General features: G+C 44.7%; 19 protein-coding genes. 3 read left to right on the top strand and 16 right to left on the bottom strand.

The window, feature by feature from the left end; translation table 11 throughout:
- Positions 1-112: 112 nt before the first annotated feature.
- The 6 genes from serS to lrp form a co-directional block, all read right to left on the bottom strand.
- On the bottom strand, positions 113-1,408 hold the full coding sequence (serS, locus tag V7R39_RS06925; protein ID WP_334029605.1) for a serine--tRNA ligase: 1,296 nt from the start codon (positions 1,406-1,408) through the stop codon (positions 113-115).
- Between the two features lie 10 nt (positions 1,409-1,418).
- On the bottom strand, positions 1,419-1,814 hold the full coding sequence (gene crcB / locus V7R39_RS06920; RefSeq protein WP_032096285.1) for a fluoride efflux transporter CrcB: 396 nt from the start codon (positions 1,812-1,814) through the stop codon (positions 1,419-1,421).
- Between the two features lie 12 nt (positions 1,815-1,826).
- Complete coding sequence (locus V7R39_RS06915; protein WP_334029604.1) at positions 1,827-3,143, bottom strand: replication-associated recombination protein A; 1,317 nt, start codon at positions 3,141-3,143, stop codon at positions 1,827-1,829.
- Positions 3,130-3,909 carry an outer membrane lipoprotein chaperone LolA gene (gene lolA / locus V7R39_RS06910; protein WP_334029603.1) on the bottom strand — a complete coding sequence of 260 codons (780 nt, stop codon included), beginning with the start codon at positions 3,907-3,909 and terminating at the stop codon, positions 3,130-3,132. Before lolA ends, V7R39_RS06915 begins: the two co-directional genes overlap by 14 nt.
- A 4-nt stretch (positions 3,910-3,913) precedes the next feature.
- Positions 3,914-6,739, bottom strand: a complete 2,826-nt coding sequence (locus V7R39_RS06905) for a DNA translocase FtsK 4TM domain-containing protein (protein ID WP_334029602.1) — start codon at positions 6,737-6,739, stop codon at positions 3,914-3,916.
- A gap of 223 nt (positions 6,740-6,962) precedes the next feature.
- On the bottom strand, positions 6,963-7,448 hold the full coding sequence (gene lrp / locus V7R39_RS06900; RefSeq protein ID WP_032096289.1) for a leucine-responsive transcriptional regulator Lrp: 486 nt from the start codon (positions 7,446-7,448) through the stop codon (positions 6,963-6,965).
- Positions 7,449-7,608: 160 nt separating this feature from the next.
- Here lrp and ald point away from each other — a divergent pair, with 160 nt between their 5' ends.
- A complete protein-coding gene (gene ald, locus V7R39_RS06895) occupies positions 7,609-8,742 on the top strand; it encodes an alanine dehydrogenase (protein ID WP_334029601.1) in 1,134 nt (377 codons plus the stop codon).
- A 116-nt stretch (positions 8,743-8,858) separates the two neighbouring features.
- On the opposite strand, the gene pyrF is transcribed toward ald, so the two are convergent.
- The 10 genes from pyrF to gyrA form a co-directional block, all read right to left on the bottom strand.
- Positions 8,859-9,554, bottom strand: a complete 696-nt coding sequence (pyrF, locus tag V7R39_RS06890; protein WP_334029860.1) for an orotidine-5'-phosphate decarboxylase — start codon at positions 9,552-9,554, stop codon at positions 8,859-8,861.
- Between the two features lie 63 nt (positions 9,555-9,617).
- A complete protein-coding gene (gene lapB, locus V7R39_RS06885; protein WP_334029600.1) occupies positions 9,618-10,787 on the bottom strand; it encodes a lipopolysaccharide assembly protein LapB in 1,170 nt (389 codons plus the stop codon).
- Positions 10,787-11,047: a LapA family protein gene (locus V7R39_RS06880; RefSeq protein WP_334029599.1), complete on the bottom strand. Its 261-nt coding sequence runs from the start codon at positions 11,045-11,047 to the stop codon at positions 10,787-10,789. Before V7R39_RS06880 ends, lapB begins: the two co-directional genes overlap by 1 nt.
- Positions 11,048-11,146: 99 nt before the next feature.
- The gene (locus V7R39_RS06875) at positions 11,147-13,486 is read right to left on the bottom strand and encodes a PilZ domain-containing protein (protein WP_334029598.1); all 2,340 of its coding nucleotides are present in this window, start codon (positions 13,484-13,486) and stop codon (positions 11,147-11,149) included.
- A 189-nt stretch (positions 13,487-13,675) separates the two neighbouring features.
- Positions 13,676-13,963 carry an integration host factor subunit beta gene (gene ihfB / locus V7R39_RS06870; protein WP_334029597.1) on the bottom strand — a complete coding sequence of 96 codons (288 nt, stop codon included), beginning with the start codon at positions 13,961-13,963 and terminating at the stop codon, positions 13,676-13,678.
- 76 nt (positions 13,964-14,039) lie between these two features.
- On the bottom strand, positions 14,040-15,710 hold the full coding sequence (rpsA, locus tag V7R39_RS06865) for a 30S ribosomal protein S1 (protein ID WP_032096430.1): 1,671 nt from the start codon (positions 15,708-15,710) through the stop codon (positions 14,040-14,042).
- Between the two features lie 120 nt (positions 15,711-15,830).
- On the bottom strand, positions 15,831-16,502 hold the full coding sequence (cmk, locus tag V7R39_RS06860) for a (d)CMP kinase (RefSeq protein ID WP_032096431.1): 672 nt from the start codon (positions 16,500-16,502) through the stop codon (positions 15,831-15,833).
- Positions 16,503-16,688: 186 nt separating this feature from the next.
- Positions 16,689-17,978 carry a 3-phosphoshikimate 1-carboxyvinyltransferase gene (gene aroA / locus V7R39_RS06855; protein WP_334029596.1) on the bottom strand — a complete coding sequence of 430 codons (1,290 nt, stop codon included), beginning with the start codon at positions 17,976-17,978 and terminating at the stop codon, positions 16,689-16,691.
- Positions 17,979-17,997: 19 nt separating this feature from the next.
- Complete coding sequence (serC, locus tag V7R39_RS06850) at positions 17,998-19,083, bottom strand: 3-phosphoserine/phosphohydroxythreonine transaminase (protein ID WP_334029595.1); 1,086 nt, start codon at positions 19,081-19,083, stop codon at positions 17,998-18,000.
- A gap of 172 nt (positions 19,084-19,255) precedes the next feature.
- Positions 19,256-21,949 carry a DNA topoisomerase (ATP-hydrolyzing) subunit A gene (gene gyrA, locus V7R39_RS06845; protein ID WP_032096434.1) on the bottom strand — a complete coding sequence of 898 codons (2,694 nt, stop codon included), beginning with the start codon at positions 21,947-21,949 and terminating at the stop codon, positions 19,256-19,258.
- A gap of 315 nt (positions 21,950-22,264) precedes the next feature.
- Between gyrA and ubiG the strand changes: the two genes are divergently transcribed.
- Together ubiG and nrdA are read left to right on the top strand one after the other, a co-directional pair.
- Complete coding sequence (gene ubiG, locus V7R39_RS06840) at positions 22,265-22,984, top strand: bifunctional 2-polyprenyl-6-hydroxyphenol methylase/3-demethylubiquinol 3-O-methyltransferase UbiG (RefSeq protein WP_334029593.1); 720 nt, start codon at positions 22,265-22,267, stop codon at positions 22,982-22,984.
- 576 nt (positions 22,985-23,560) lie between these two features.
- On the top strand, positions 23,561-25,882 hold the full coding sequence (gene nrdA, locus V7R39_RS06835) for a class 1a ribonucleoside-diphosphate reductase subunit alpha (protein ID WP_334029591.1): 2,322 nt from the start codon (positions 23,561-23,563) through the stop codon (positions 25,880-25,882).
- The last annotated feature ends 13 nt before the right edge of the window (positions 25,883-25,895 follow it).

The following is a 25,895-nucleotide window of genomic DNA, read 5'->3' as shown; positions in this document are numbered from 1 at the left end:
ATCAGACTTTTATTGTGTGTTTAATTAAAAACCTTTTAATACAATGCTTAAGATATGAACAAGTGCAAGTAGCTACATACAGCGTTCAACTGGTAACGCAAAGCCTCTTGGTTTACTGAGGTTTAAGTACTTCAACACCGCCCATGTAAGGGACTAGTGCTTTAGGTACCGTTACGCTGCCGTCGGCTTGCTGATTATTCTCTAAAATAGCAACCAATGTACGCCCTACTGCTAAACCTGAACCATTCAATGTGTGAAGCAACTCAGGCTTGTTGGTTTCAGGGTTACGGAAGCGAGCCTGCATACGACGGGCTTGGAAATCTAACATGTTAGAACATGAAGAGATCTCTCTATACGTATTTTGAGCCGGTAACCACACTTCCAAATCGTAAGTTTTACAAGCCCCAAAGCCCATATCGCCCGTACACAGCAACATTTTACGGTAAGGTAATTCAAGTTTTTGCAGAATCGCTTCGGCATGACTAGTCAGCGCTTCAAGCGCGTCAAAGCTATCTTCAGGCTTAACGAGTTGCACTAATTCTACTTTGTCGAATTGATGCTGGCGAATTAGACCTCGTGTATCGCGACCGTATGAGCCTGCCTCAGAACGAAAACACGGTGTATGGGCAGTCATTTTCACTGGTAGCGATTTGGCATCTACTATTTCATCGCGCACGATGTTAGTGAGTGGCACTTCTGCGGTAGGTATAAGGGATAGCCCTTGCCCTTCCTCTGTTGCAGGCTGCGTGTGAAACAAATCTTCACCAAACTTGGGAAGTTGACCTGTGCCATACAGGCTGTCAGAGTTTACTAAATAAGGCACATACATTTCTTGATAGCCGTGCTCTCCGGTATGCACGTCTAGCATAAACTGCGCTATTGCTCGATTTATACGCGCAATATTGCCACGCATGACAACGAAGCGGCTGCCGGTAATTTTACTTGCCGTAGAAAAATCGAGGCCATTGTTTAAGCGCTCGCCCACGTCTACATGGTCACTTACTTCAAAATCAAACGTTCTTGGCTGGCCCCAGCGTGATATCTCTACATTGTGATCTTCGTTCTCACCTTGCGGCACAGATTCGTCAGGCAAATTAGGTATGCCTTGAGTCATCACTGTAATTTCATCTAACAATGCAGTTAATTCAGCTTTTGCTGAATCAAGCTCATCACCTAATTTGCCAACTTCAGCTAACAAAGGCGCAATGTCTTCGCCCTGTGCCTTCGCTTTGCCAATAGACTTACTGCGCACGTTACGCTCGTTCTGCAGATCCTGAGTTCTGGATTGAAGTGTTTTTCTTTTTTCTTCAAGCGAACTAAATGCTGCCACATCAAGCTTAAAACCACGGGCAGCCAAACGTTCGGCAGTTTGTTCTATATCGCTTCGCAAACACTTTGGATCTAACATGCGTTCCTACTTATCCTTTCATCAATTCAATTGCCAGCCACCCTGCTATTAAGCAAGCGCCGACATTAAGAAATACGTTTGCTACGGCCTTTAGCCACAGCCCATTTTCTAACAACGTTAGCGTTTCAATGGAAAACGTTGAGAATGTTGTAAATGCGCCTAGTAACCCCACACCTAGTAGTGCGCGGTATGGCGAATCGCTCAAATCGTGACGTTCTATCAAGCCATAAAGAAGCGCCAGCGCAAATGAGCCAATTACATTTACCGTTAGTGTACCAAACGGCATGTTTTTTCCAAACCAAGAATCTACCGTTGTGGTAACAAAATAGCGTAAACATGCACCTGTCGCGCCGCCTGCGGCGATAAAACAATACAATGTTAAGCTGTGTGATACGCCAAATGACACGCTAATACCCCTTTACCGTCTATTTTTACTCTGTGAATTTAAGCTGTCTAAGAAATCTCGTTTCGCTTTAAGTGCTTTTTCTAGGCCTCGTTCACTTGGCTCATAAAATCGCGTTCCCACAATACTCTCTGGCAAATAAGTCTCGCCTGCCGCAAAAGCATTTGGCTCATTATGTGCGTAGCGATAACCATCGCCATGTCCAAGATCTTTCATTAACGATGTGGGAGCGTTACGTAAATGCATAGGCACTGGCGCATCAGATGTTTTTCTCGCTAATGCCTTTGCCGCACTAAATGCCATGTAAACCGCATTGCTCTTTGCTGCCAATGCACAATAAACGGTAGCCTGCGCAATAGCCCGTTCGCCTTCAGCTGGGCCTACGCGATGAAATGTATCCCAAGCATTAATGCAAAGCTGCATGGCCCTCGGATCAGCATTGCCAATATCCTCTGAAGCGATGGCTAGCAAACGCCTGCCAACGTAAAGGGCATCGCCACCACCGTCTAAAATACGGGCATACCAGTATAGCGCTGCATCGGGGTCTGAACCTCTTACCGATTTGTGAAAGGCAGAAATAAGGTCGTAAAACGTGTCGCCTTTATTATCGTAGCTCGCCACTTTTTGACCAACGGCTTGCTCAATGTCACCAATGGCAATTTCATCATTACTGGTAAAGTCAGCAGATAACTCTAAATAGGTGAGAAGACGTCTGGCATCACCACTGCTTAAGTCGATAAGGGCTTGTTTTGCAGGTGCTGAAATTTTTAAATGTCGTCCGCCTAGCCCTTTTTGCTCATCGGCTAAAGCCCGTTCTACTAACTCGGCTAAAGCATCATTTTCAAGTGGCTTAAGTACGTAAACTCTCACCCGAGATAACAACGCATTATTGAGCTCAAAAGACGGGTTTTGTGTGGTTGCACCGATAAAAGTCACAACACCGGATTCTACGAACGGTAAAAACGCGTCCTGCTGACTTTTATTAAAACGATGCACTTCATCAACAAATAACAGCGTACGCTGATTGTAGCGTGCGTTATCTTGGGCGCTGTCCATGGCCGCACGAATCTCTTTTACTCCAGACGTCACCGCTGAAATACGAAGCACTGTAGCGTTAGTGTATTCGGCGATGAGCTCTGCTAGGGTTGTCTTTCCTGTTCCAGGAGGCCCCCATAAAATCATCGAATGACAGTGACCCGCCTCTAGCATTTTACGCAGGGGCTTGTCAGGGCCTAAAAGGTGAGATTGACCGCTGTATTCTTCAATGGTTGTAGGCCGCATCCGCGCGGCCAATGGGGCGAATGGGGCGAATGCCTGATTAACGCTGGTCATCGATGATAAAACTGTCTGGCACTTCAACCTCAAACGTATCAGCAGCAAGTGGGAAAGTGGTTTCTATATCACTGAAGGTCAGCGTGCTTATTTGTTGTTGAGCATCTAACATGGTTAACGCTGCGAGTTCGTTGTTGCTGTTGAATGTAAGGGTAAGCGTTAGTATTTGTCCGCCCTGCTGCTTAGGTGTTATTTGAAAGCTGCGCAAACTCGACGTGTTTTCTTGTCCTGTCCTGTTTTTTTGCCCTAATTTGTTTTTTTGTCCTGACAGCTTCGATAACGCATTATCAAGCTGGCTAATTGAAAACATCGACCACGTGCTGTCATCATTCGAGGTGAGTAACATAACAGGGTTGTCTTTAATGGCGTTAGCCTGAGATAGCACAGTAACCTGCTCTACAAATGTGTCTACATTCCACACGGCCTCGCCGTCGGCTATCAGTAGCGTCTCATCTGGAAAAGTGGTTTCCCAACGTAGCTTGTCAGGACGGGTCATCGTAAGTACGCCCTGTGCTTCGTGGACTACATTTTGTTGGGCATCCACAACGGTTTGGGCAAAGTTAGCCCGAAACTGACGCATATCACTAAGCAGTGTTTTTAATGCCGAAGTGTCTTTAGTATCACTATCGCTCGTTGATTCAGGTGCGGCCATTGATTCAGGAGCCGCTTCGGCTGAGGCCTGTGTTTGGGCATTTAACACAAAACTTGTGGCGCCTGCAGCGACCAAAAGCACACTGCGTACAAGGTACATTGCTTTGTTCTTCATATCATTATTCCTTTATTGGGGGCGGCGCTATGACTTCGCGATTTCCGTTGTGCCCCTGTGCACTTACGACCCCACTCGCTTCCATTTGTTCAACTAAACGCGCTGCTCGATTGTAACCAATTCTGAATTTACGCTGCACGCTAGACACACTTGCACGGCGTGTTTCAGTAACAAATGCGACGGCATCATCGTAGAATGCATCAAACTCTTGCTCTTCACCTTCAGGTTGTTCACCCGGCAATAATACTTCAGCAGACGCCTCACCGTTTAGAATTTCATCGATGTACTCGGGTTCGCCACGCTTCTGCCAATCGGCTACTACGGCATGCACTTCATGATCGTCTACAAACGCACCATGTACTCGCGTAGGCACCGGGCTTCCTGGCGGTAGGTAAAGCATATCTCCCATACCAAGCAGAGTTTCAGCACCCTGCTGGTCTAATATGGTGCGCGAATCTATTTTGCTTGATACCTGGAACGCAATACGAGTAGGGATGTTTGCTTTTATTAATCCGGTAATAACATCTACCGACGGTCTTTGCGTGGCCAAAATAAGGTGTATGCCGGCGGCTCGCGCCTTTTGTGCAATTCGGGCAATCAATTCCTCTACTTTCTTACCAACAATCATCATCATGTCAGCAAATTCGTCCACCACAACCACAATGGCAGGTAATTTATCTAAATCTGGCGCTTCGGTTTCCATGCTCTCTTCATTTTTCCAGAGCGGATCTTTTATCGGCGTTCCATTAGCTTTAGCCTCTTCAACTTTGACGTTGTAGCCTTTGAGGTTCCTCACACCAAGTGCACTCATTAATCGATATCGGCGCTCCATTTCGCCCACACACCAGCGAAGGGCATTTGCCGCCTCTTTCATATCGGTAACCACTTCAGACAGTAAGTGAGGAATACCTTCATATACCGATAGTTCGAGCATTTTAGGATCTATCATGATCATGCGAACGTCTTCAGGCGTGCTTTTATACAGCAGGCTCAAAATCATCACGTTCACACCTACCGATTTACCCGAGCCTGTCGTACCCGCAACGAGTACATGAGGCATTTTTGCTAAATCTACAATAACTGGCTTACCGGATATATCAGCGCCAAGTACCATGGTAAGCGCCGATTTACTCGATTGAAACGCGTCGCAACTGATGACTTCGCTCAAGCGAACCATTTCTCGCTGCTTATTCGGCAGCTCTAACCCAATAACCGATTTACCAGGGATAACCTCAACAACGCGCACCGACATGGCAGACATCGCTCGCGCCAAATCTTTCGACAAACCAGTAATTTTACTTACCTTAACTCCCGGCGCTAAATCAAGTTCAAAGCGCGTAATAACAGGCCCTGGATAAACACCCACTACCGTGGCTTCAATATTAAAGTCGGCTAACTTTTCCTCAACCAGTCGAGATATACCCTCAATCTCTTCTTGTGTAAGGGGGTTTTCGTGTTTATCGGCTCGCTCTAGCAAATCAAACGATGGCATGGGTGCAATGTTTTCATCAATTTCCTGTCTTGGCTTAATAGGCTTAGCACCCACTGCCGCTGGCGAAAACGGTTGTTGTACAGAGGTATCTACCGTTTTTTGAGCCATTGCCGGTTCTACGGGAGGTTGAATATGCGAGTTTGCTGAGTCTTCTTCGTCGCTAGCGTAAGGCATGTCTGCGTTAAACTCATCAAACTCGTCAAAGTCACCGATGGTTGGCTCAGCTTTTCTTGTGCTTGCATCTGAAACGGCATCTTCACTCACAGCATCGTTTACGCTTGATGCAGCTGAATTTCCAGACTCACCGAGCCCCACTTTATCCTTAACGGCCGCGCGCATGCCTGATAAAGAGAATGGGGACTTTTTCGGTTCTTTTTCGACATCTTGAGAATACGCTGACGGCTCTTCTGTACCGTCGCTGTGAGAATAAAATGGCGGTTCGCTCTCTTCATTTGCCTGACTGGTATGGTGAGCAGTGTCTACCGTAAAGCTCGGCTCCATTCTCTCAGAGGAGGAATGACGCTGATTCGCCGCGCTATCATCGTGTGCATCGTGTGCATCGTGTGCATTGTGTGAAGGCGCAGCAGGTTGCGCTCCCCTCTCCTGCCCCTTCTCAGAATAAGAACCAGAATCAGAGTCAGATTCATAAGCAGGCTCAGCGCGCATAGTCGTAATATCAAGCTCACCTGATGAAGCGGTATTACTCTTAACATTGCTGGTTAGCGCTAGGCGCGGCATCTCAAAAGACAGTAACCGCTGGGGCGCAGCAATCGTTTTTCTGGTAAGCCACAGAGCGCCCTCGCCTATTTTGTCAATGATCGAAAGCCAGCTCACGCCGGTCAGCAAAGTAAACCCTGTACAAAAGAAACAGAGTAAAAGAAGGATTGTACCTGCGGTATTAAAATAGGGAACTAACGCGGAGCTTATAACGTCTCCAACAAAGCCCCCAGCAGAAAAGTTATAAATATCGTCAAAGTTGATACTCGCGATACCTGTTGCGCCCAGTGCCATAAGTAAACCGCCAATAATGCGAAGGCCTATGGTTAAGTAGTCAAATTCATCAAGCTCTTTAATATGCTGAAAAAGAAACCAACCTAAGAACGCTGCACTAAAAGGCAGTAAATAAGCAAGAAACCCGAAAGAAAATAGCAATAAATCGGCAACCCATGCGCCAGTAGCTCCCACCCAATTGTGTACATCGAGCTGCAGCCCGGCTTGGCTCCATCCAGGATCGCCAGGATGAAAAGATGCTAGTGCCAGCAATAAGAAAAAGGCGAAAACGCAAGCGACTATCATGCCTGCTTCCCACACTCGCTGAACCCCTGTTAATCGCGCCATAACGTTTATAAAACCTTTAAATTATCTGCCACTACTATTTGTGTAATGCGCTATAAGTACAAGAAACCCGTTTTTGTTTCCCGCAATCCATTCTCTGTAACGGTCTCAAACCTTCTGTAACCGATATGTATTGGTTCTGTAAGGTATTGAAAGCGCGTGAGTATTAAAGCACTGTATTTTTGCACAGCCTACCATAAAAGCAACATTCTGAGCCATGCTTTCATTACTTCAAATTAATGCGCAAAGAAGACGTACTTTTGACTTCTTCCATAACCACATAGGTTCTAGACTCACTGACGCCCGGCAAGCGCAGCAATGTGTCCCCTAATAGCTTTCGATAGCTAGACATATCTGCCACTCTTGCCTTTAACAGAAAATCAAAGTCGCCTGAGACTAAGTGGCACTCTTGTATATCGTCATGCAGTTTTACCGCAGCAGAAAATTCTGCGAAGATATCCACGGAAGTTTTCGTTAATGTTATCTCCACAAACACCAACATTGCGGCGCCAAGTTTTTCGGGATCCACAATGGCGTGGTAGCCTTTTATATAGCCTTGGCTTTCCAGTCGCTTAACCCGCTCAAGACAAGGGCTGGGGCTCAGACCCACTTCCTTAGCCAGTTCTACATTAGAAACCCGTCCATTTTTTTGTAACTGTACTAGGATATTCCTGTCTATTCGGTCAAGGTGTTTTGGGGTTTTTACTAACATATTATATTTTTCAAAAGCAATGAATAGCCATACTATATGCTAGTAATTTCTATTTTTCAGCACATAGTTCGCTTTTTATTAACGTATACTCGCCAAAATAAACACACAGTTATTTAAAAGCCGAGCCATTCCGTGCTCATCAGTAATAAGAGGACCTAGTATGTTAGTTGGTGTACCAAAAGAAATAAAAAACCACGAGTATCGTGTTGGCCTAACGCCAGCTGCAGTGAAAGAATTCACAAGCAACGGTCACTCTGTGCTAGTTCAAACATTAGCAGGCGACGCCATTGGTTTTACTGACGAAATGTACGTAGCCGCTGGCGCTACTATTGCGTCAACCGCTGAGCAAGTTTTCGCAGAAGCGGAAATGATCGTAAAGGTAAAAGAGCCTCAGCCTAACGAATGTAAAATGCTTCGCAAAGGCCAGACTTTATATACTTATCTTCATCTTGCACCAGACCCAATGCAGACTAAACTTCTCGTTGAATCTGGAGCAACATGTATTGCTTATGAAACAGTAACTGACGACCGTGGAGGCCTCCCTCTTCTTGCTCCTATGAGTGAAGTTGCCGGTCGTATGTCTGTACAAGCAGGTGCGCATTACCTAGAAAAAGCCCACGGTGGTAGTGGCACATTGCTTGGCGGTGTACCGGGTGTGGCACCTGGTAAAGTACTTGTTATTGGTGGTGGCGTTGTAGGAACAAATGCGGCGAAAATGGCCCTCGGTTTAGGCGCTGAAGTGGTTATTCTTGACCGCTCTCTTCCTCGCTTACGTCAAATTGACGATATCTTTAATGGCCAAGTGAAGACAGTTTATTCTACGGTTGACGCAATCGAGCACTATTCATCAAAAGCTGACCTAGTGGTAGGCGCGGTGCTTATTCCTGGTGCTGCAGCACCTAAGTTACTCAACCGTGAACAAATTGCAGCAATGAAGCCTGGTTCAGTATTGGTAGATGTTGCCATTGACCAAGGCGGTTGTTTTGAAACGTCAAAAGCAACGACACACCAAGACCCTGTGTATATCATTGATGACGTTGTGCACTATTGTGTTGCTAACATGCCAGGTGGTGTTGCGCGTACATCAACGATGGCGCTAAACAATGCAACTCTGCCCCTTGGCCTTGCTTTGGCAAACAAAGGCCCTGTTCAAGCCATGCTAGATGACAAGCATTTACTTGCGGGCTTGAACACCCACGAAGGAAAAGTCACTTATAAGGCGGTTGTTGATGCGTTGGGTGAAGAACTTGGCCTAACCTATACACCAGCAGAAACAGCGCTTAAAGGCCTGTAATCTAGACGCTATTGCTCTGGGTTAGTCCCACTCAATTAAAAAGCTCGATGTCTGTAATAAGACATCGAGCTTTTTTGTGTGTATTTAATTGATAAACCAAAAAGTTAACTCACTGTTCAACGAATAGATTCGTTAACCGCTGCTAACACTGCCATGGGGTCTTCTGCCTGTGTGATAGGCCTTCCCATCACTAAATAGCTCACACCAGAATTAATAGCGTCAGGCGGCGTCATTACTCGCTTCTGGTCACCAGCTTGGCTTCCACTAGGCCTTATGCCAGGTGTTACCAGTAAAAAATCATCGTTATGACGTTTGCGCAGAGCAGCTGCTTCTTGCGCTGAGCAAACGATACCGTCTAAGCCGGCTTTTTCCGTTAATCCTGCCAATCGCAGTACCTGCTGCTCAGGGGTAACGTCATCAATAACGTCTGAAAGCTGCTCTTGATCAGTACTGGTTAGCACAGTGACGGCAATCAGTTTAGTGTTGGGGTTGCTGCTATTTTCAATGGCAAGCTTTGCTGCCTGCATCATTGGCAGCCCACCAGAGGCATGAACATTTACCATCCAAACGCCAAGTTCAGCAGCAGCTTTACACGCTTTGGCCACGGTATTGGGGATATCGTGAAATTTTAAATCTAAAAAGACGTCAAACCCTTTACCCACTAAACTCTTAACAAACTCTGGCCCGAATAAAGTAAACATTTCTTTGCCTACTTTGAGTTTACACAAGCTGGGACTTAGCTTATCGACAAACGCTAATGCGGTGTCTTTGTCGTCATAATCAAGCGCTACAACAACGCGGGGGCCTTGAATAGCTTCATTGGGAATAGCTTCACTGGGAATAGCTTCACTAGGAATAGCTTTGGGCATAAATCATTACTCTCCATCTAACCCTTTTATGGGTTTTACTACACCCCATTTCTTACACGATGGGCATAGCCAATACAATTTTCTTCCGGAAAAACCGCAGCTATTACAGCGATATTTGGGGCGCTGAAGCATTTGTTTTCCAACTAACTCTTTTAATAATCGCAAACTGTCGGCAGTATTCTTATCGCTAAGCTGGTCGATATAAAGACCCATTAAGGTTTTAAAGCCTCGCATGGTAGGACGCTTTCTAAGCTGCTCAATTAAGTACTCACTGGCTTGCGATATCTCACCTTTTTTCAGCAAAACATCAACCATGGCTAGGTATGATGTAGCGCATTCTTGCCAGTGTGCTTCTAAGTTCTTTTCGAAGCTATCCCACTCACCAGTATCTTCGGCAATTTTTTCTAAACTCGGCACGGCTTCACTAAACCAATTAATATCTCGCTCAGCTACCTGAACAAAATAAGCAGTGGCGTCGGTGTATCGTTTTTGATTAAGTGCTAGCTCGCCTAGCATAAGCCAAGGACGCACTGCGTGAGCATCGGCATTAACCGCTTTTTGAAGTAACGTAAGGGCTGCACCCTGACTGTCATTTTTAAGCTCAACCGTTGCCTGCTCACAATAAAAGTGGGCAAGTCGCTCGCACACATCATCGTTATCGCCGTGACATTCAACCATACGCTCAGCAAGCTCAATGGCTCGCTGCCACTCTTTGGTTGTTTGGTAAATACTGAAAAGCTGTTGCTGGGCTATGAGGTAGTGTTTTTCACTGTTCAATAACTGGAGAAACGCATTTTCTGCCCGTTCTAAAAAGCCTGCCTGTGTATAATCTTGCCCTAGTTCCCGTAACGCGTTTTCCCGCTGTGCAGGCTGAAGCTCATCACGACTCACTAAGTTTTGGTGCACCTTAATTGCGCGGTCTATTTCGCCTCGGTGACGAAAAAAACTGCCCATGGCAATGTGGGTTTCTACCGTGTCGCTATTCACGTTAATCATTTTAATTAACGTATCAACGGCTTTGTCTGGTTGGTCTGAAAGAAGGAAGTTAAGGCCTTTGTAATAATGCTTAGACAGTATGCTCGACTGCTTTCTTTGTGCCTGGCGAACGCTGTTGCGCCCCATTATCCAGCCATAACCTGCTGCGACAGGTAAAAGTAAAAACAGCAGCTCTAGCATTAGTGGTCTTTTTCCAAATGCTGCATCTTAGATTGCGCCGACATGAGCTGCACTTTTAAACGCAACCAACTCGCTAGCATAATCAAGATACCAACAATAACTCCTATAGAGAGCGAAATAGCGATCAGAGTAGATAACCTGATGTTTGCTTGAGCAATAAGATAATTTACCGTCACTACTCCTTCGTTTTGCGACCCAATAACGAACGCCACCGTGAGCAGCGCAAGAATGACCAAAAATGATACTATCCCTTTCAACACAAAACCCTTTAATTTGATTTATTGGTAAGAATAGCAAAATGGGAAAAAAGATAACACAAAAAAGCATTACCCAATGCAGATAGCAGCGCGGTTTATCGATTAATCAGGAACAGAATCAGGCTCTTTCGACTCCCGTTTTGCAATTAGGTTGTCGATAACCAGATCGTGATGCAGCGCCGACATATTAGTAATAAAAATACAGTGAGTGTACCCTGCTTGCATCGTCTCTAATTTATCGTACATCGCTTTATCGAGTTTTGATAATTGTGCCAACCGTTTCTTGGTTAACGGCGTAATAGCACCATGACAGCGAATTGCCGTTACGTCAGTGGAACTCAGCTGAATTTTTCCTTCATCCAGCTGCTCTTTAATTTGGGTGCGAAGCTTAGAGTACAAAAAGTCTCGCTCTCTAATAAAAACAAGTCTGTTGTCACTTTTGCGAACGCAGTGTACTACCAAATGCTGCTGTATAGACTCTTTAAACATTGCCTCTAGAATTAACGATTTAGGCTTGGCCTGACCTTTATCAGCAAAGAACCCGTGTAACGGAATAATATTTTGGGTACGAGAAAAAGGAAATAAGTCATCCGAGTTATCGCTTTGATACACGGTTTTGAGTCTGTCTAACGTAAAGCGATTCATTACACACAGCACAGCCAGAGAAGGCATATGCCTTACCGCCAACTCCCATATAAACCGATGGGTCAAACGCTGAATACGAGCAATGTCCCTTACTTTAAAATACGCCGTATTTTCTTCTACAATATTGTCTACATTGGCACTAACCTTGGTTTTTCGACCGACCTCAGCCAAACATAACCTAATAACGCCAGTGGCAGGCTCAAAATGTACAACCTTATATTTTTCATTTTTGATTTTAAGGTCTGGCACAGAAACCCGAATTTCTTTTTGTAATTCGCTGTTTGGCGCAACAATAAGCCGCATTCCGCTGGCAGACAAATCGGCAACCCGTGCCTCTAAAGACGAAAGCAGCCCGATTTTAATTGAGGCTGCTTTATCAATCACGTAACGTGTTTCGTTACGTCTGTCTAAATCCTCTTCCATCACATAATCAATATGCCAATTGTCACCGCTGGCTTTAAGACTGCTTGATAGTGGTTTGAAACTGCATTTCGCGCTTAAGGTTAAATTGCTGATATAGCCAGAGACATCTTTACAATAGAGAACATGAGAAATGTTAGAGAGCTGTTCAAATTCTTTGCTAGCAATATCATGTATGGCGAAGGCTTTCTGCTTATCTGTCCGCGTCACAACATCAAGACGGCAGTGACTACATATAAAATCATCGTTCTTCGCCAACAGGTAAACTAACGCGTTTAACTGGCCCATTTCTACCAGTTGCCTATGGGTAGCTGTAATCTTTACCGTGGCATTTTTGGTTTTTATTGTACCGTGAAAGACGAATGCTTCATTGTATTTCAATAGCTCCTTAGCAAGAGCATCAAAAAACGGTTTATCTTGTAAGCTGCTAAGTAACTTTTCAGCTTTGTTGTGCTCAACATTGGCTTTTGTAAAAAGCGCTATTGTTGGCTTTAGTGACTTTTTATGGGCAGATAAGTAAATGGGTAACCAAGGGCTATTTTCCAAAATTCTATCGCGCTCTAGTTCTTGCATGGCGCGCTCTATCTCTAAATCCCTTTGCAAAGGCTGCCTGTAAGCGGTGACCTCCACATAGCGTCTCAGATTAGTTAAGAACTCAGGCTCGATATCATCGGGAAATACAAAGAATGACTCATATTTCCCAAGATGCTTATTATATTTTACTGCTTGAAGGTTAAACGCTATGTCTGTGGGTTCTTTGGTTAAGCCAGCTACTTCAGGCAATGTAAACGTTATGGTGTCGCCTGTGGTTACGTTTGGAGGGCGCTTTGTTTCTACCACCATACCAAGGTGAGAAAAAGCACTCACACTACAGTGCCTTCCCTTTTCAAATTCTGGAGAGCTTACGGTAAAATTAGGTCTTATTGCGATGTCGTCACCAAAATCGATGTCAGTAAAAGACTGACTCTCAATATTGAAGGCATCCACGATTTTTTTAAACTGGTCTTTCTTAATCTGGTTCTGATAGAAATCGGAGTTCATTACCGATTCAAAGACACCGACGGTGTATCTGTCTTGATAAAGCGAGGTTTCGTTTTTGAGGATCTTTGCCCCCACCTTATCTAAACGCATTTGAATGCCGAAGTGTTTAAACTTCATCACCGGAAAATGTGCAAAGGCGGAATTATCAGCGGGCGCGTCTGTAAGAGAGGTAAGTCTAACGACTTCCTCCTTTACCACTTTTCGAACAGCACTTGGTAAGCGTTTGGAAAACTTATTAATTCCCTCTAACAAACGATTTTGCTGTTCATAGGGGATCAGTGCACGAATTAGCGGCTGGTATTGTTTTATTATTGCTTGTTCTTCGCCGGCTGACATTACTTCAATTAAAACCGTTTATTCTTATAGCAATAATATATAACTGTCTTTAAGTGAGGGTCAATAGTTATTAGCGGCAAGCCCTACGTATAACAGAAGATACGCATTAATTATGAGATTTTAACGGGATGCTGTAGAGAATTAGAAAAGCAGGCACAAAAAAGCCGCTAAGAAAACGGCTTTTATAATTTATGCTAATGAGGCATCAACTCGTTCGCGAAGTTCTTTTCCTGGCTTAAAGTGCGGTACATATTTACCGTCTAGCTTTACTGTTTCGCCCGTTTTAGGGTTTCTACCCACGCGTGGTGCGCGATAGTGCAGTGAGAAACTGCCAAAACCTCGAATTTCTATACGCTCGCCCTTTTGAAGGGTTTGTGCCATCTGTTCGAGAAGCTCTTTGATAGCCAGTTCTAGTTCTTTCGCTGGAACCTGACGCGCTTGATCCGCGAGCCGTTCAATTAATTCAGACTTGGTCATACTTAACCTCGTTGTCACTATTATTGTTTAAACAGCTATCGCGAATTGGGTGCGCCTAAGCACACCCACAAAAACATTACTCGCCTTTAGCAGCTTTGAATGCTTCTGCCATCGCGCTAGCAAAACCAGCATCATCTTGCTGATTAACCTTCTCGATAGCTTCTTTTTCGTCAGCCTGATCTTTCGCTCTTACAGATAGGTTAACAGTGCGGTTCTTACGGTCAACGCCCATAAATTTCGCTTCAATGCTATCACCAACTTTCGCTACTTCAGTTGCGTCTTCTACGCGCTCAACAGCAATATCTGCAACACGGATATAGCCATCAACTTCTTCAGCTAGGTTTACAGTAACGCCTTTCGCTTCAACTTCAGTTACTGTACCAACAACGATAGCACCTTTCTTGTTATCTGTCAGATACTTGTTGAACGGGTCTTCTTCAATTTGCTTAACGCCTAGAGAGATACGCTCACGCTCTGGGTCAACCTGAAGAACAACAGCAGAGATTTCGTCGCCTTTCTTATAGTCACGAACTGCGTCTTCACCAGACTTGTTCCAGCTAATGTCAGAAAGGTGAACTAGACCGTCGATGCCGCCGTCAAGACCGATGAAGATACCGAAGTCAGTGATTGACTTGATCTTACCAGATACTTTGTCGCCTTTTTCGTGCGATTCAGCAAACGTTTCCCAAGGATTAGCAATACATTGCTTAAGACCTAGAGAAATACGACGACGCTCTTCGTCAATTTCAAGAACCATAACATCTACTGTGTCACCAAGGTTAACAACCTTAGATGGGTGGATGTTTTTGTTAGTCCAATCCATTTCAGAAACGTGAACAAGACCTTCAACGCCGTCTTCGATTTCTACGAAACAGCCGTAGTCAGTTAGGTTAGTAACCTGACCGTTGATCTTAGTTCCTTCAGGGTAACGTGAAGCAATTTCTTGCCATGGATCGTTGCCCATTTGCTTCATACCAAGAGAAACACGCTGCTTCTCTTTGTCGAACTTAAGAACTTTAACGTTGATTTCATCGCCAACATTTACGATTTCACTTGGGTGCTTAACGCGCTTCCAAGCCATATCTGTAATGTGTAGAAGACCGTCTACGCCACCAAGGTCAACGAACGCACCGTAATCAGTAAGGTTCTTAACGATACCTTTGATTTCGTGGCCTTCTTCAAGGTTAGCAAGAAGAGTCTCGCGCTCTGCGCTGCTTTCTGCTTCGATAACTGCACGACGAGAAACAACAACGTTGTTGCGTTTTGCATCAAGCTTGATAACTTTAAATTCAAGCTCTTTGCCTTCAAGGTGAGTTGTGTCACGTACCGGACGTACATCAACCAATGAACCTGGAAGGAACGCGCGTACACTGTTTACTTCAACAGTGAAACCGCCTTTAACTTTACCGTTGATAACGCCCTTAATAGTAACTTTATCATCGTAAGCTTTTTCCAGCTCAACCCATGCTTCGTGACGCTTCGCTTTTTCGCGAGAAAGAATAGTTTCACCGAAACCATCTTCTACTGCATCTAGTGCAACATCTACTTCGTCACCGATAGCGATTTCTAATTCGCCTTCAGCATTTTTAAATTGGTCTGCTGGGATAGCACTTTCTGATTTCAAGCCCGCATCAACAAGAACAATGTCTTTGTCGATAGAAACAACAGTACCTTTTACAATTGAACCAGGACGTGTTTCTAGTTCTTGTAAGCTTTCTTCAAAAAGTTGTGCAAAATTTTCAGTCATAAGTCTCAGATAACTTTTAAGTTGATATCCACGCTTCTAATCCGGATAACGCGGGGTTATTAAAAAATCGCCGCCACTTCCTGTTGCAGCTCTGCTCTGAACGTATTTTGCCCCACGCGATTAACGTCGTGAGGAAATAATATCCATCGCTTTTTCAAAGACTTGGTCTATATCCAAGTCTGTCGAATCTATAATTACAGCATCTTCTGCCGGTACCAAAGGTGCAACCGTGCGCTGTGTATCGCGCTCGTCTCTCGCCTTGATATCGGTTAAAAGGCGCGCAATATTAACATCCATGCCCTTTGCTTTCAACTGGCTATAGCGTCGCTCTGCGCGTGCTTCAGCGCTTGCTGTAAGAAATATCTTTACCTGTGCATCAGGGAACACCACTGTGCCCATATCGCGACCGTCAGCAACGAGCCCTGGCGACTGCTGAAAAGCGCGCTGTCTGCGCAATAACGCTTCGCGCACTCTTGGCAGTGCAGCAATCTTTGACGCTACAGCGCCCACTTCTTCAGTGCGGATGTCATCAGTAACATCTTCGCCTTCCAAAATAATGCGGGTCGCATCTTGGCTCGTCTCGAAACTAACGTCGAGCCCTGTTGCAAGGGGAACAACACATTCTTCATCATCACACGGGAGGTCGTGGTGAAGTGCAGCAACGGCTAGAACGCGATAAATTGCACCGCTATCTAGAAAATGCCACTCTAACTTTTTGGCTAATAAGCTACTTAGTGTACCTTTACCAGCACCACTTGGGCCGTCGACCGTGACTACGGGTGTGGAATGCATACCTGCTCCATATTTTTAAAATTGCTAAAAATCGCGCGTAATTATACGCTTTAACACGAGATTAGCAATGGCGTCAGTACATGCACGCCGCGCAGTTAATCGCCAACGTTGATATGTATAACGTTATTGATGTTGTGAAATCGCTCTAGGTAGCTCTAGGAACTAACTGATTACTGGCCTTAGCATCTACGCTTTTTCAGAGAAAAGCGTTTTAAACCGAGTAAAGTAGTCTGGGAACGTCTTACGGGTACACCCCGGATCGTTAATGGTTACCGGCGTATCACTTAATGCGACAAGGGAAAAGCACATGGCAATTCTGTGATCGTTGTACGTGTCTATTTCTACATGTTTCAAACTATCAGTGGGCCATACTTTTATGTAATCGTGCCCTTCTTCTACCTCAGCACCTACTTTCTTTAGTTCGGTGGCCATTGCGTGAAGCCTGTCGGTTTCTTTAACTCGCCAGTTATAAATATTTGTCATGGTAGTTGGACCCTTGGCGAAGAGTGCCGTGGTCGCAATCGTCATGGCAGCATCGGGAATATGATTCATATCCATCGATATACCTTTTAGAGGTGCCCCCGTGACTTCCACATATTCATCATGCCAAGTAATAGTCGCCCCCATAGCCTCGAGAACGTCTGCAAAGCGGATATCACCTTGAATGCTATTTTGACCAATACCGGTTACGCGTACCGTGCCGCCTTTAATAGCACCGGCTGCAAGAAAGTAAGAAGCAGATGACGCATCGCCCTCAACCATAAACTTACCTGGAGATACGTATTTTGCGTCACCCGATATTGTAAACGTTTGATAGTTGTCGTTACTGACATGCACGCCAAACTTAGCCATAGTGTCCAAGGTAATATCGATGTATGGCTTAGAAACCAGCTCGCCTTTAATTCGGATAATAACATCGTCGCTAAATAATGGAGCAGCCATCAATAGCGCAGTTAGAAACTGACTAGACACACTGCCATCCACCGACATTTTACCGCCGGCTAATGTTTTACCCTTGATATGAAGCGGCGGAAAGCCGTCGTTCTTTAGGTAAGTAATATCGGCACCGGCTTCTCGTAACCCATCGACTAAGTCAGCGATAGGTCGCTCTTCCATACGAGGTTCACCGGTAAGGATTGTATCTACTTTACTGACTGCTAATGCAGCACACAAAGGGCGCATTGCCGTTCCTGCATTGCCTAAAAATAACTCTTGGGACGCCGCTACATCAAAAGCACCACCATTACCCGTTACAACACATTGGGTTTTATCTTCACTTAACGTGTAGCTCACGCCAAGTTGAGTCAACGCCGTAAGCATGTGAGAAATATCATCACTATCAAGCAGGTTGGTCAGTTCAGTGTCGCCCTCTGCTAGCGCCGCAAGTAGCAGAGCCCTATTTGACAGGCTTTTCGAACCAGGTACGTTGACCTCTCCCGATACTTTTGCAATCGGTTCTAATGTTAACTGTTCCATCTTCTTGACTATTCCTTTCTTATCCATTCACTCGTTCGAATTCACGCATAAACTCTACAAGGGCTAACACGCCTTCAACAGACATAGCGTTGTAAATACTCGCGCGCATACCGCCAACAGAACGATGACCTTTAAGCGCTAGCAATCCTGCTTCTTGAGACTGTTTTAAGAACAACCCGTCTAAATCAGTATTTGCAAGATGAAACGGCACGTTCATTTTTGAGCGATTGTGTGGGTGCACTTTACTTGAATAGAAATCAGAACTATCAATAGCTGAATATAGTAACGAGGCTTTTTCGGCATTGCGTTTCGCCATTGCATCTATGCCGCCCATGTCTTTCAACCACTCAAATACCAACCCCGCTAAATACCATGAGAAAGTTGGCGGCGTGTTGTACATAGAGTCAGCTTTGGCAGCTAAGCCATAATCGAAGATAGAAGGTGTTTCTTTACGGGCATAACCCACTAAGTCTTCACGAACAATAACCACTGACAAACCACTTGGGCCAATGTTCTTTTGCGCGCCAGCATAAATAATACCGTGCTTAGCCACATCTAGCGGTTGCGACAATATTGTTGAAGACATGTCTGACACTAAGGGCACATCGCCTGATTCAGGTAGCCAATCAAAAGCAATACCATCGACAGTTTCATTCGGGCAAAAGTGATAATACGCCGCAGATTGGTCAATATTGGCAAGTGAAGGCTGAGGAACAAAGTGCATTCCATCTTTATCCGTTACTTCGCCAATAACCACTGCGTTGTTATACTTGTTTGCCTCTGCTACGGCTCCCTTAGACCAAGAACCACTGACAAGGTGAAGACTGGTATCCTCACTCTTAGAAATATTCAGAGGCACTGCAGCAAACTGACCACGACCACCACCATGGGTGAACAGAACGTGATAGTTTGAAGGAATAGATAAAAGGTCGCGCAGATCCTGCTCGGCCTTTGCGGCTATCTCAATAAAATCTTTGCCTCGATGACTGACTTCCATGACAGAGCATTGTAAGTCACGCCAGTTTGTAAATTCGCCTTGGGCTTTCTGCATCACTTCCTTAGGGAGCATTGCTGGGCCAGCACTAAAGTTAAATACCTCATTCATCGCGTTTTTCAACACCTGTATACTAGTTGCCAATTGGGATGCCAATAAGAACGCCAATTGGCAAACAAGCGGCATAAGCCGCTTGTTTATAAGAACAATGATAATGCATACCAGTTACGGAGCATTGTCTGTAACCGGTAACTAGTTACTTTTTAAGTAACTTGCACTACCCCTAGTCTTCTGTCGTTGAGCTGTCGTCGTCTTGTGCGACGTTTTCTTCTTGCTCAGGTAACGCTTCAGGAGTAATAGGATTACCTTCTTCATCAAGCTCAGGTAACTCTACAACTTCTTCAATACGTTGTAAGCCAACCACATGTTCACCTTCCACAGTACGCATCAAGCGAACACCTTGAGTGTTACGTCCCACTACTGAGACTTCGCTTACTCGTGTACGTACCAATGTACCTTGATCACTGATCAGCATCATTTCGTTAGTTTCGTCTACTTGCACGGCACCAACAACTTTTCCGTTACGGTCTGAAACCTTTATAGAAACAACCCCCTGGGTTGCTCGGCTCTTCGCTGGATAATCTTCTAGCGGCGTACGCTTACCGAAACCATTTACGGTGGCCGTTAGTATAGGACCATCGCCTTTTGGAACAATAAGTGAGACCACTTTCTGATCATCTTGCAAACGAATTCCACGAACACCGGTTGCTGTTCTACCCATTGGACGAAGGGCAAGAAGCTCTTCCCCAGTTTCAGGGTCGCGTTTCACTTCACCGGTTTCGCTATCGCGAAGCTTTTCGTTAAAGCGAACCACTTTACCAGCATCAGAGAACAACATAATGTCGTCATCACCGTGGGTAATATCAACACCAATCAGTTCGTCGCCTTCATTGAGATTAACAGCAATAATACCGTTTGCACGAGGGCGAGAATAAAGGCTTAAGTCAGTCTTCTTCACCGTACCGTTCGCCGTTGCCATAAGGACATACTTGCCTTCAACAAACTCTTTAATAGGTAGGATTGCAGTAATACGTTCGTTTTCTTCCAACGGTAAAATATTGACTATTGGACGACCACGGGCATTACGACTGGCGAACGGCAGTTGATACACCTTCAGCCAGTACAGTCTTCCGCGAGTTGAGAAACAAAGAATATGGTCGTGGGTATTTGCCACAAGCAGTTTTTCAATAATGTCTTCGTCTTTCATCTTCGTCGCTGATTTACCACGGCCGCCACGTCGTTGCGCCTCGTAATCTGTCAGCTTCTGGTATTTCACGTAGCCTTCGCGAGAAAGGGTTACAACTACTTCTTCTCTCTCGATCAAGTCTTCAATATCAATGTCGTGGCTTGCAGCTGTGATTTCTGTACGGCGTTCGTCACCGTATTCTTCACGTACTTTTTCAAGTTCTTCTTGAATAACTTCCATCAAACGCTCTGGGCTATTTAATATGTGAAGTAATTCAGCAATGATCTCTAGTAGCTGCTTGTATTCTTCTAAAATCTTTTCGTGTTCAAGGCCTGTCAGCTTATGTAAGCGAAGGTCAAGAATAGCTTGCGCCTGCTGCTCGGTAAGGAAATATTTTCCTTCGCGAATACCAAACTCTGGCATTAGCCAATCTGGTCGCGCAGCGTCGTCGCCAGCACGTTCTAGCATCTGCGACACGTCGCCTAGCTGCCAGCCTTGTGCAACCAATCCTTTTTTCGCGTCAGCTGGGCTGTTCGATGCCTTAATCAACTCAATAATTGGGTCGATGTTGGCAAGCGCAATAGCTAGACCTTCAAGGATGTGAGCACGATCTCGTGCTTTGCGCAATTCAAACACAGTACGACGTGTAACTACTTCTCTGCGGTGAAGAATAAATGCTTCTAGCGTTTCTTTAAGGTTAAATATCTTAGGCTGAGTATTGTCCAACGCTACCATATTTATACCAAATACAGTTTGTAACTGCGTATTGGCATATAGGTGGTTTAACAATACTTCTGCTGATTCGTTGCGTTTAACCTCGATAACAATGCGCATACCGTCTTTATCAGACTCATCACGCAGTGCTGAAATACCTTCAATACGCTTTTCTTTAACTAACTCGGCCATCTTTTCGATAAGGCGAGCTTTGTTAACTTGATAGGGTATTTCGTTAACGATAATTGTTTCTTTACCGTTACTGTCAGTTTCAATGTCAGCTTTTGCACGCAGGTATATTTTACCGCGGCCAGTGCGGTAAGCGTCTTCAATTCCCTTGCGGCCGCTGATGGTTGCAGCGGTTGGGAAATCGGGACCCGGTATATGAGTCATCAATTCGTCGATAGACAAATCGGGATTCTCGATAAGCGCAACACAGCCGTTGATAACTTCAGTTAAGTTATGCGGCGGAATATTAGTGGCCATACCCACGGCAATACCCGACGAACCATTAACGAGAAGGTTAGGCACTTTCGTTGGTAACACTTCAGGAATAAATTCAGTGCCGTCATAGTTTGGAACAAAGTTAACGGTTTCTTTATCTAGGTCAGCTAACAACTCGTGGGCAATTTTTGCCATGCGCACTTCGGTGTAACGCATTGCGGCCGCAGAATCACCATCGACAGAACCAAAGTTACCTTGTCCGTCTACCAGCATATATCGCAATGAAAAAGGTTGCGCCATACGAACGATAGTGTCGTACACGGCGGAATCACCATGTGGGTGATATTTACCAATTACATCGCCTACCACACGGGCAGATTTTTTATATGGCTTGTTGAAGTCGTTTTTTAGTTCGTTCATCGCGAACAGCACTCGGCGGTGAACTGGCTTCAAGCCATCTCTTACATCAGGCAATGCTCGCCCGACAATAACGCTCATCGCGTAATCGAGGTAGGAGTTTTTTAACTCTTCCTCAATATTAACGGGGAGAATTTCTTTAGCGTTATCAGACATAAACTGCTTAATCCCTTTTTCTTGATTTGTTCTGCGTTATCCGTTTTGACCTGCTTTTACGTAATCTCAAAGCAATGCCATGGTGCGCACTATTGTTATTATGTGGGTTCATAATCGTCTCACGAGTGTACCACTTGATGACAGATTTATGTAGCGCTTAATTACGCTTATTGGAGCAATATAAGGTAAGCGTTTATTTTTCGTGCAGACGGCAGTTTTAGACCCTGTATAATGGATAAAAATAGGGGAAAATGTAACTCCTACTCGGTATTTTGCGTTATGTTATTTATACGCCATTGAAGGATTCACCCGTCTATGACAAATAAAGCTGTAACAAATGTAGACCCACAAGAAATTGATAAATTTTCTCAACTCGCCTCTAGGTGGTGGGACCCTGAGGGAGAGTTTAAGCCCCTTCACCTCATAAACCCTCTTCGTCTGGACTTTATCAATCAAAATGCACAAGGCCTCTTTGGTAAAACCGTGATCGACATAGGTTGCGGTGGTGGAATACTGGCTGAGTCAATGGCCAAAGCCGGTGCTGCAGTCACAGGCTTGGACATGGCCCAAGCTTCTCTAGAAGTGGCAAAGCTTCACGGTCTGGAATCAGGCGCCAAAGTTGACTACGTTTGCTCAACTGCTGAAGACTTTGCCGCTGGGAACGCTGGCAAGTTTGATGTAGTCACCTGCATGGAGATGCTTGAACACGTTCCCGATCCGGCCTCTGTAGTTTCTGCATGCGCTGCGCTAGCTAAACCTGGAGGGCATGTGTTCTTTTCTACGCTTAATCGAAATATAAAGTCATATTTGATGGGGATCGTCGGTGCTGAATATGTCCTTAAATTGGTCCCTAAAGGTACTCACGATCACAGCAAGTTCTTGAAGCCTTCTGAGCTCATGTCGATGACTGATAATGCGGGTTTACTTCCCCGAGACATGACAGGTCTTCATATGGATCCGGTCACACAAGGCTTTTATCTTTCTGCTGATAATGTAGATGTTAATTACCTACTATATACAGTAGTACCAGATTAAGTTAACACTATATGTAGGGGCATGATGATATTTCATACACCATATATCGTGTTTTTATAAAAAAGCGTTTTTAATATTAAATTAATTTAGCGTTCGATCATTTTTCTCAAAAGTGCTTGCATTTGGTTTGATTAACGCTTGTAGAACGCTAAAAAGTTAGTCTCCACTAACGTAAAAACTATGCCAGATTGAGTGATGGAAATACCACCAGATATTGGGTTGCATTACAGTGAAAACCTCACTATCTTGTGTTCTGTCCGCAGCGCGATCCGGCAGTAATTATTCAGGATCAAAGCTCAGACGTCGCGCAAAAAGTTTTACGCGACGCTTTCACTGGACACAACAAAAGCAGAAAATTTTAAGCAGTCTCTACTCGTGTATTTCAGTTCAGACGGCTTTAGTGTGTTTAATGATGTGAGCACAAATGCAAAAACAGCATCACACTAGCAGCGGTTAACGCTGTATGCAGACACGCTAAAAGTGACAACTAAACACCTTAGAAACACGACACGAATTAAAACTAAAATGGGTGTTAAACCCACGCTTTATGCGCTAACAGAAAAACGGCCAAGTAACATGAATGATAATTTGTTTGTCACCAAACGAAATGGTGAAAAAGAGTCTATTGATTTAGAAAAAATCCATAAAGTAGTAACGTGGGCGGCAAAAGGACTTAGCAACGTTTCTGTTTCGCAAGTTGAAATTAAAGCGCAAATACAGTTCTATGACGGTATTAATACCAGCGAGATCCACGAAACATTAATCAAATCTGCGGCAGATCTCATTTCTACCGATGCCCCTGATTATCAATATCTTGCTGCACGCCTAGCTATCTTCCATCTACGCAAAAAAGCTTACGGGCAGTTTGAGCCGCCAGCGCTTATCGACCAAGTTAAGCAAATGGTTGAAATGGGCAAATACGATAGCCACCTACTAGAAGACTACTCTGGTGAAGAGTTCGCCGAAATGGAAACGTATATCGACCATTGGCGCGACATGAACTTCAGCTACGCCGCGGTTAAACAGCTCGAGGGGAAATACCTTGTTCAAAACCGTGTTACGGGTGAAATCTACGAAAGCGCACAGTTTCTTTATATCTTAGTTGCCGCCTGTTTATTCGCGAATTATGACAAAGCGACTCGTATGGATTACATCCGACGCTTCTACGATGCTGCATCTACGTTTAAACTTTCATTACCGACGCCAATCATGTCTGGTGTTAGGACCCCTACTCGTCAGTTCAGCTCATGCGTTTTAATTGAAGCAGGTGATAGCCTAGATTCAATCAATGCAACCGCAAGCGCTATTGTTAAGTACGTGAGTCAACGTGCTGGTATTGGTGTGAACGCTGGGCGTATTCGTGCACTAGGTAGCCCAATTCGCGGTGGTGAGGCATTCCACACTGGATGCATTCCTTTCTATAAGTATTTCCAAACGGCAGTTAAAAGTTGCTCACAAGGCGGTGTTCGCGGCGGTGCTGCAACCTTGTTCTATCCACTATGGCACATGGAAGTTGAATCGCTTTTAGTACTTAAGAACAACCGTGGTGTTGAAGAAAACCGCGTTCGCCACCTCGACTACGGTGTGCAGTTTAACAAGCTTATGTATCAGCGCATGATGAAGGATGGCTACATTTCATTGTTCAGCCCTTCTGATGTGCCTGGTTTGTACGATGCTTTCTTCGCCGACCAAGATAAGTTTGAAGAGCTGTACGTTAAATACGAAAATGATGGCAGCATTCGCAAGAAACAAATTAAAGCCATGGAATTGTTCAGCTTATTTATGCAAGAGCGAGCAAGCACAGGCCGTATTTATCTTCAAAATGTGGACCACTGCAATACTCACAGCCCATTCAACCCTGAAGTAGCGCCGGTACGTCAGAGCAACCTTTGTCTTGAAATAGCGCTTCCAACTAAGCCGCTTCAGCACGTTAATGATGAAGAAGGTGAGATTGCGTTATGCACACTGTCTGCATTTAATTTAGGGGCTATTAATTCATTAGACGAATTTGAAGAGCTAGCAGACCTAGCGGTTCGTGCACTCGACAACTTATTAGATTACCAAGACTATCCAGTGCCAGCGGCGCTTAACGCCACTATGGGACGCAGAACCTTAGGTGTTGGTGTAATTAACTTTGCCTATTACTTGGCAAAGAATAACGTTAAATACTCTGACGGCAGTGCGAACGGTCTTGTTCACCGCACATTTGAGGCAATGCAGTATTACTTGCTTAAGGCATCGAACAATCTCGCTAGAGAAAAAGGCGCATGTCCGAAGTTTAATGAGACTACTTACTCACAAGGTGTAATGCCTATTGATAGTTACAAGCGCGACTTAGACAAGGTTTGTAATGAGCCTCTGCAATACGACTGGGACGCGCTGCGTGAAGACGTAAAAGCACACGGATTGCGCAACTCGACACTGTCGGCGTTGATGCCGTCAGAAACATCATCACAAATCTCAAATGCGACCAATGGTATTGAGCCACCTCGTGGATTTATCAGTATCAAGTCCAGTAAAGACGGTGTTTTAAAACAAGTTGTTCCGGAGTATGAGACTCTGAGAAATCAATACGAATTATTATGGGATATTCCATCTAACGATGGCTATCTTCAATTAGTGGGTATTATGCAGAAGTTTATCGACCAGACAATTTCAGCGAATACAAACTACGACCCAAGCCGTTTTGATGGTAACAAGGTTCCAATGAAGCTGTTGCTTAAAGACCTGTTAACAACATACAAGCTTGGCGTGAAAACATTGTATTATCATAATACCCGCGACGGTGCGTCAGACACTTCAGCACTAGATGCAAAAGCTAGTGAGCCACTTCCTCGTCAAGAAGAAGTTGTGATAGAAGAAGATGATGATTGTGCCGGCGGTGCGTGCAAAATCTAAGGGTTTAGATACT

This window comes from Alteromonas sp. P256, from assembly GCF_036864455.1.
Taxonomy (GTDB): domain Bacteria; phylum Pseudomonadota; class Gammaproteobacteria; order Enterobacterales; family Alteromonadaceae; genus Alteromonas.
This window is presented reverse-complemented; position numbering and strand designations above follow the sequence as displayed.

Excerpts from the sequence above, each read along its gene's own strand:
- serS (WP_334029605.1), bottom strand. The coding sequence starts at position 1,408 with ATGTTAGATCCAAAGTGTTTGCGAAGCGATATAGAACAAACTGCCGAA.
- V7R39_RS06915 (WP_334029604.1), bottom strand. The coding sequence starts at position 3,143 with ATGACCAGCGTTAATCAGGCATTCGCCCCATTCGCCCCATTGGCCGCG.
- lolA (WP_334029603.1), bottom strand. The coding sequence starts at position 3,909 with ATGAAGAACAAAGCAATGTACCTTGTACGCAGTGTGCTTTTGGTCGCT.
- V7R39_RS06905 (WP_334029602.1), bottom strand. The coding sequence starts at position 6,739 with ATGGCGCGATTAACAGGGGTTCAGCGAGTGTGGGAAGCAGGCATGATA.
- lrp (WP_032096289.1), bottom strand. The coding sequence starts at position 7,448 with ATGTTAGTAAAAACCCCAAAACACCTTGACCGAATAGACAGGAATATC.
- ald (WP_334029601.1), top strand. The coding sequence starts at position 7,609 with ATGTTAGTTGGTGTACCAAAAGAAATAAAAAACCACGAGTATCGTGTT.
- lapB (WP_334029600.1), bottom strand. The coding sequence starts at position 10,787 with ATGCTAGAGCTGCTGTTTTTACTTTTACCTGTCGCAGCAGGTTATGGC.
- V7R39_RS06875 (WP_334029598.1), bottom strand. The coding sequence starts at position 13,486 with ATGTCAGCCGGCGAAGAACAAGCAATAATAAAACAATACCAGCCGCTA.
- ihfB (WP_334029597.1), bottom strand. The coding sequence starts at position 13,963 with ATGACCAAGTCTGAATTAATTGAACGGCTCGCGGATCAAGCGCGTCAG.
- rpsA (WP_032096430.1), bottom strand. The coding sequence starts at position 15,710 with ATGACTGAAAATTTTGCACAACTTTTTGAAGAAAGCTTACAAGAACTA.
- cmk (WP_032096431.1), bottom strand. The coding sequence starts at position 16,502 with ATGCATTCCACACCCGTAGTCACGGTCGACGGCCCAAGTGGTGCTGGT.
- aroA (WP_334029596.1), bottom strand. The coding sequence starts at position 17,978 with ATGGAACAGTTAACATTAGAACCGATTGCAAAAGTATCGGGAGAGGTC.
- serC (WP_334029595.1), bottom strand. The coding sequence starts at position 19,083 with ATGAATGAGGTATTTAACTTTAGTGCTGGCCCAGCAATGCTCCCTAAG.
- gyrA (WP_032096434.1), bottom strand. The coding sequence starts at position 21,949 with ATGTCTGATAACGCTAAAGAAATTCTCCCCGTTAATATTGAGGAAGAG.
- ubiG (WP_334029593.1), top strand. The coding sequence starts at position 22,265 with ATGACAAATAAAGCTGTAACAAATGTAGACCCACAAGAAATTGATAAA.
- nrdA (WP_334029591.1), top strand. The coding sequence starts at position 23,561 with ATGAATGATAATTTGTTTGTCACCAAACGAAATGGTGAAAAAGAGTCT.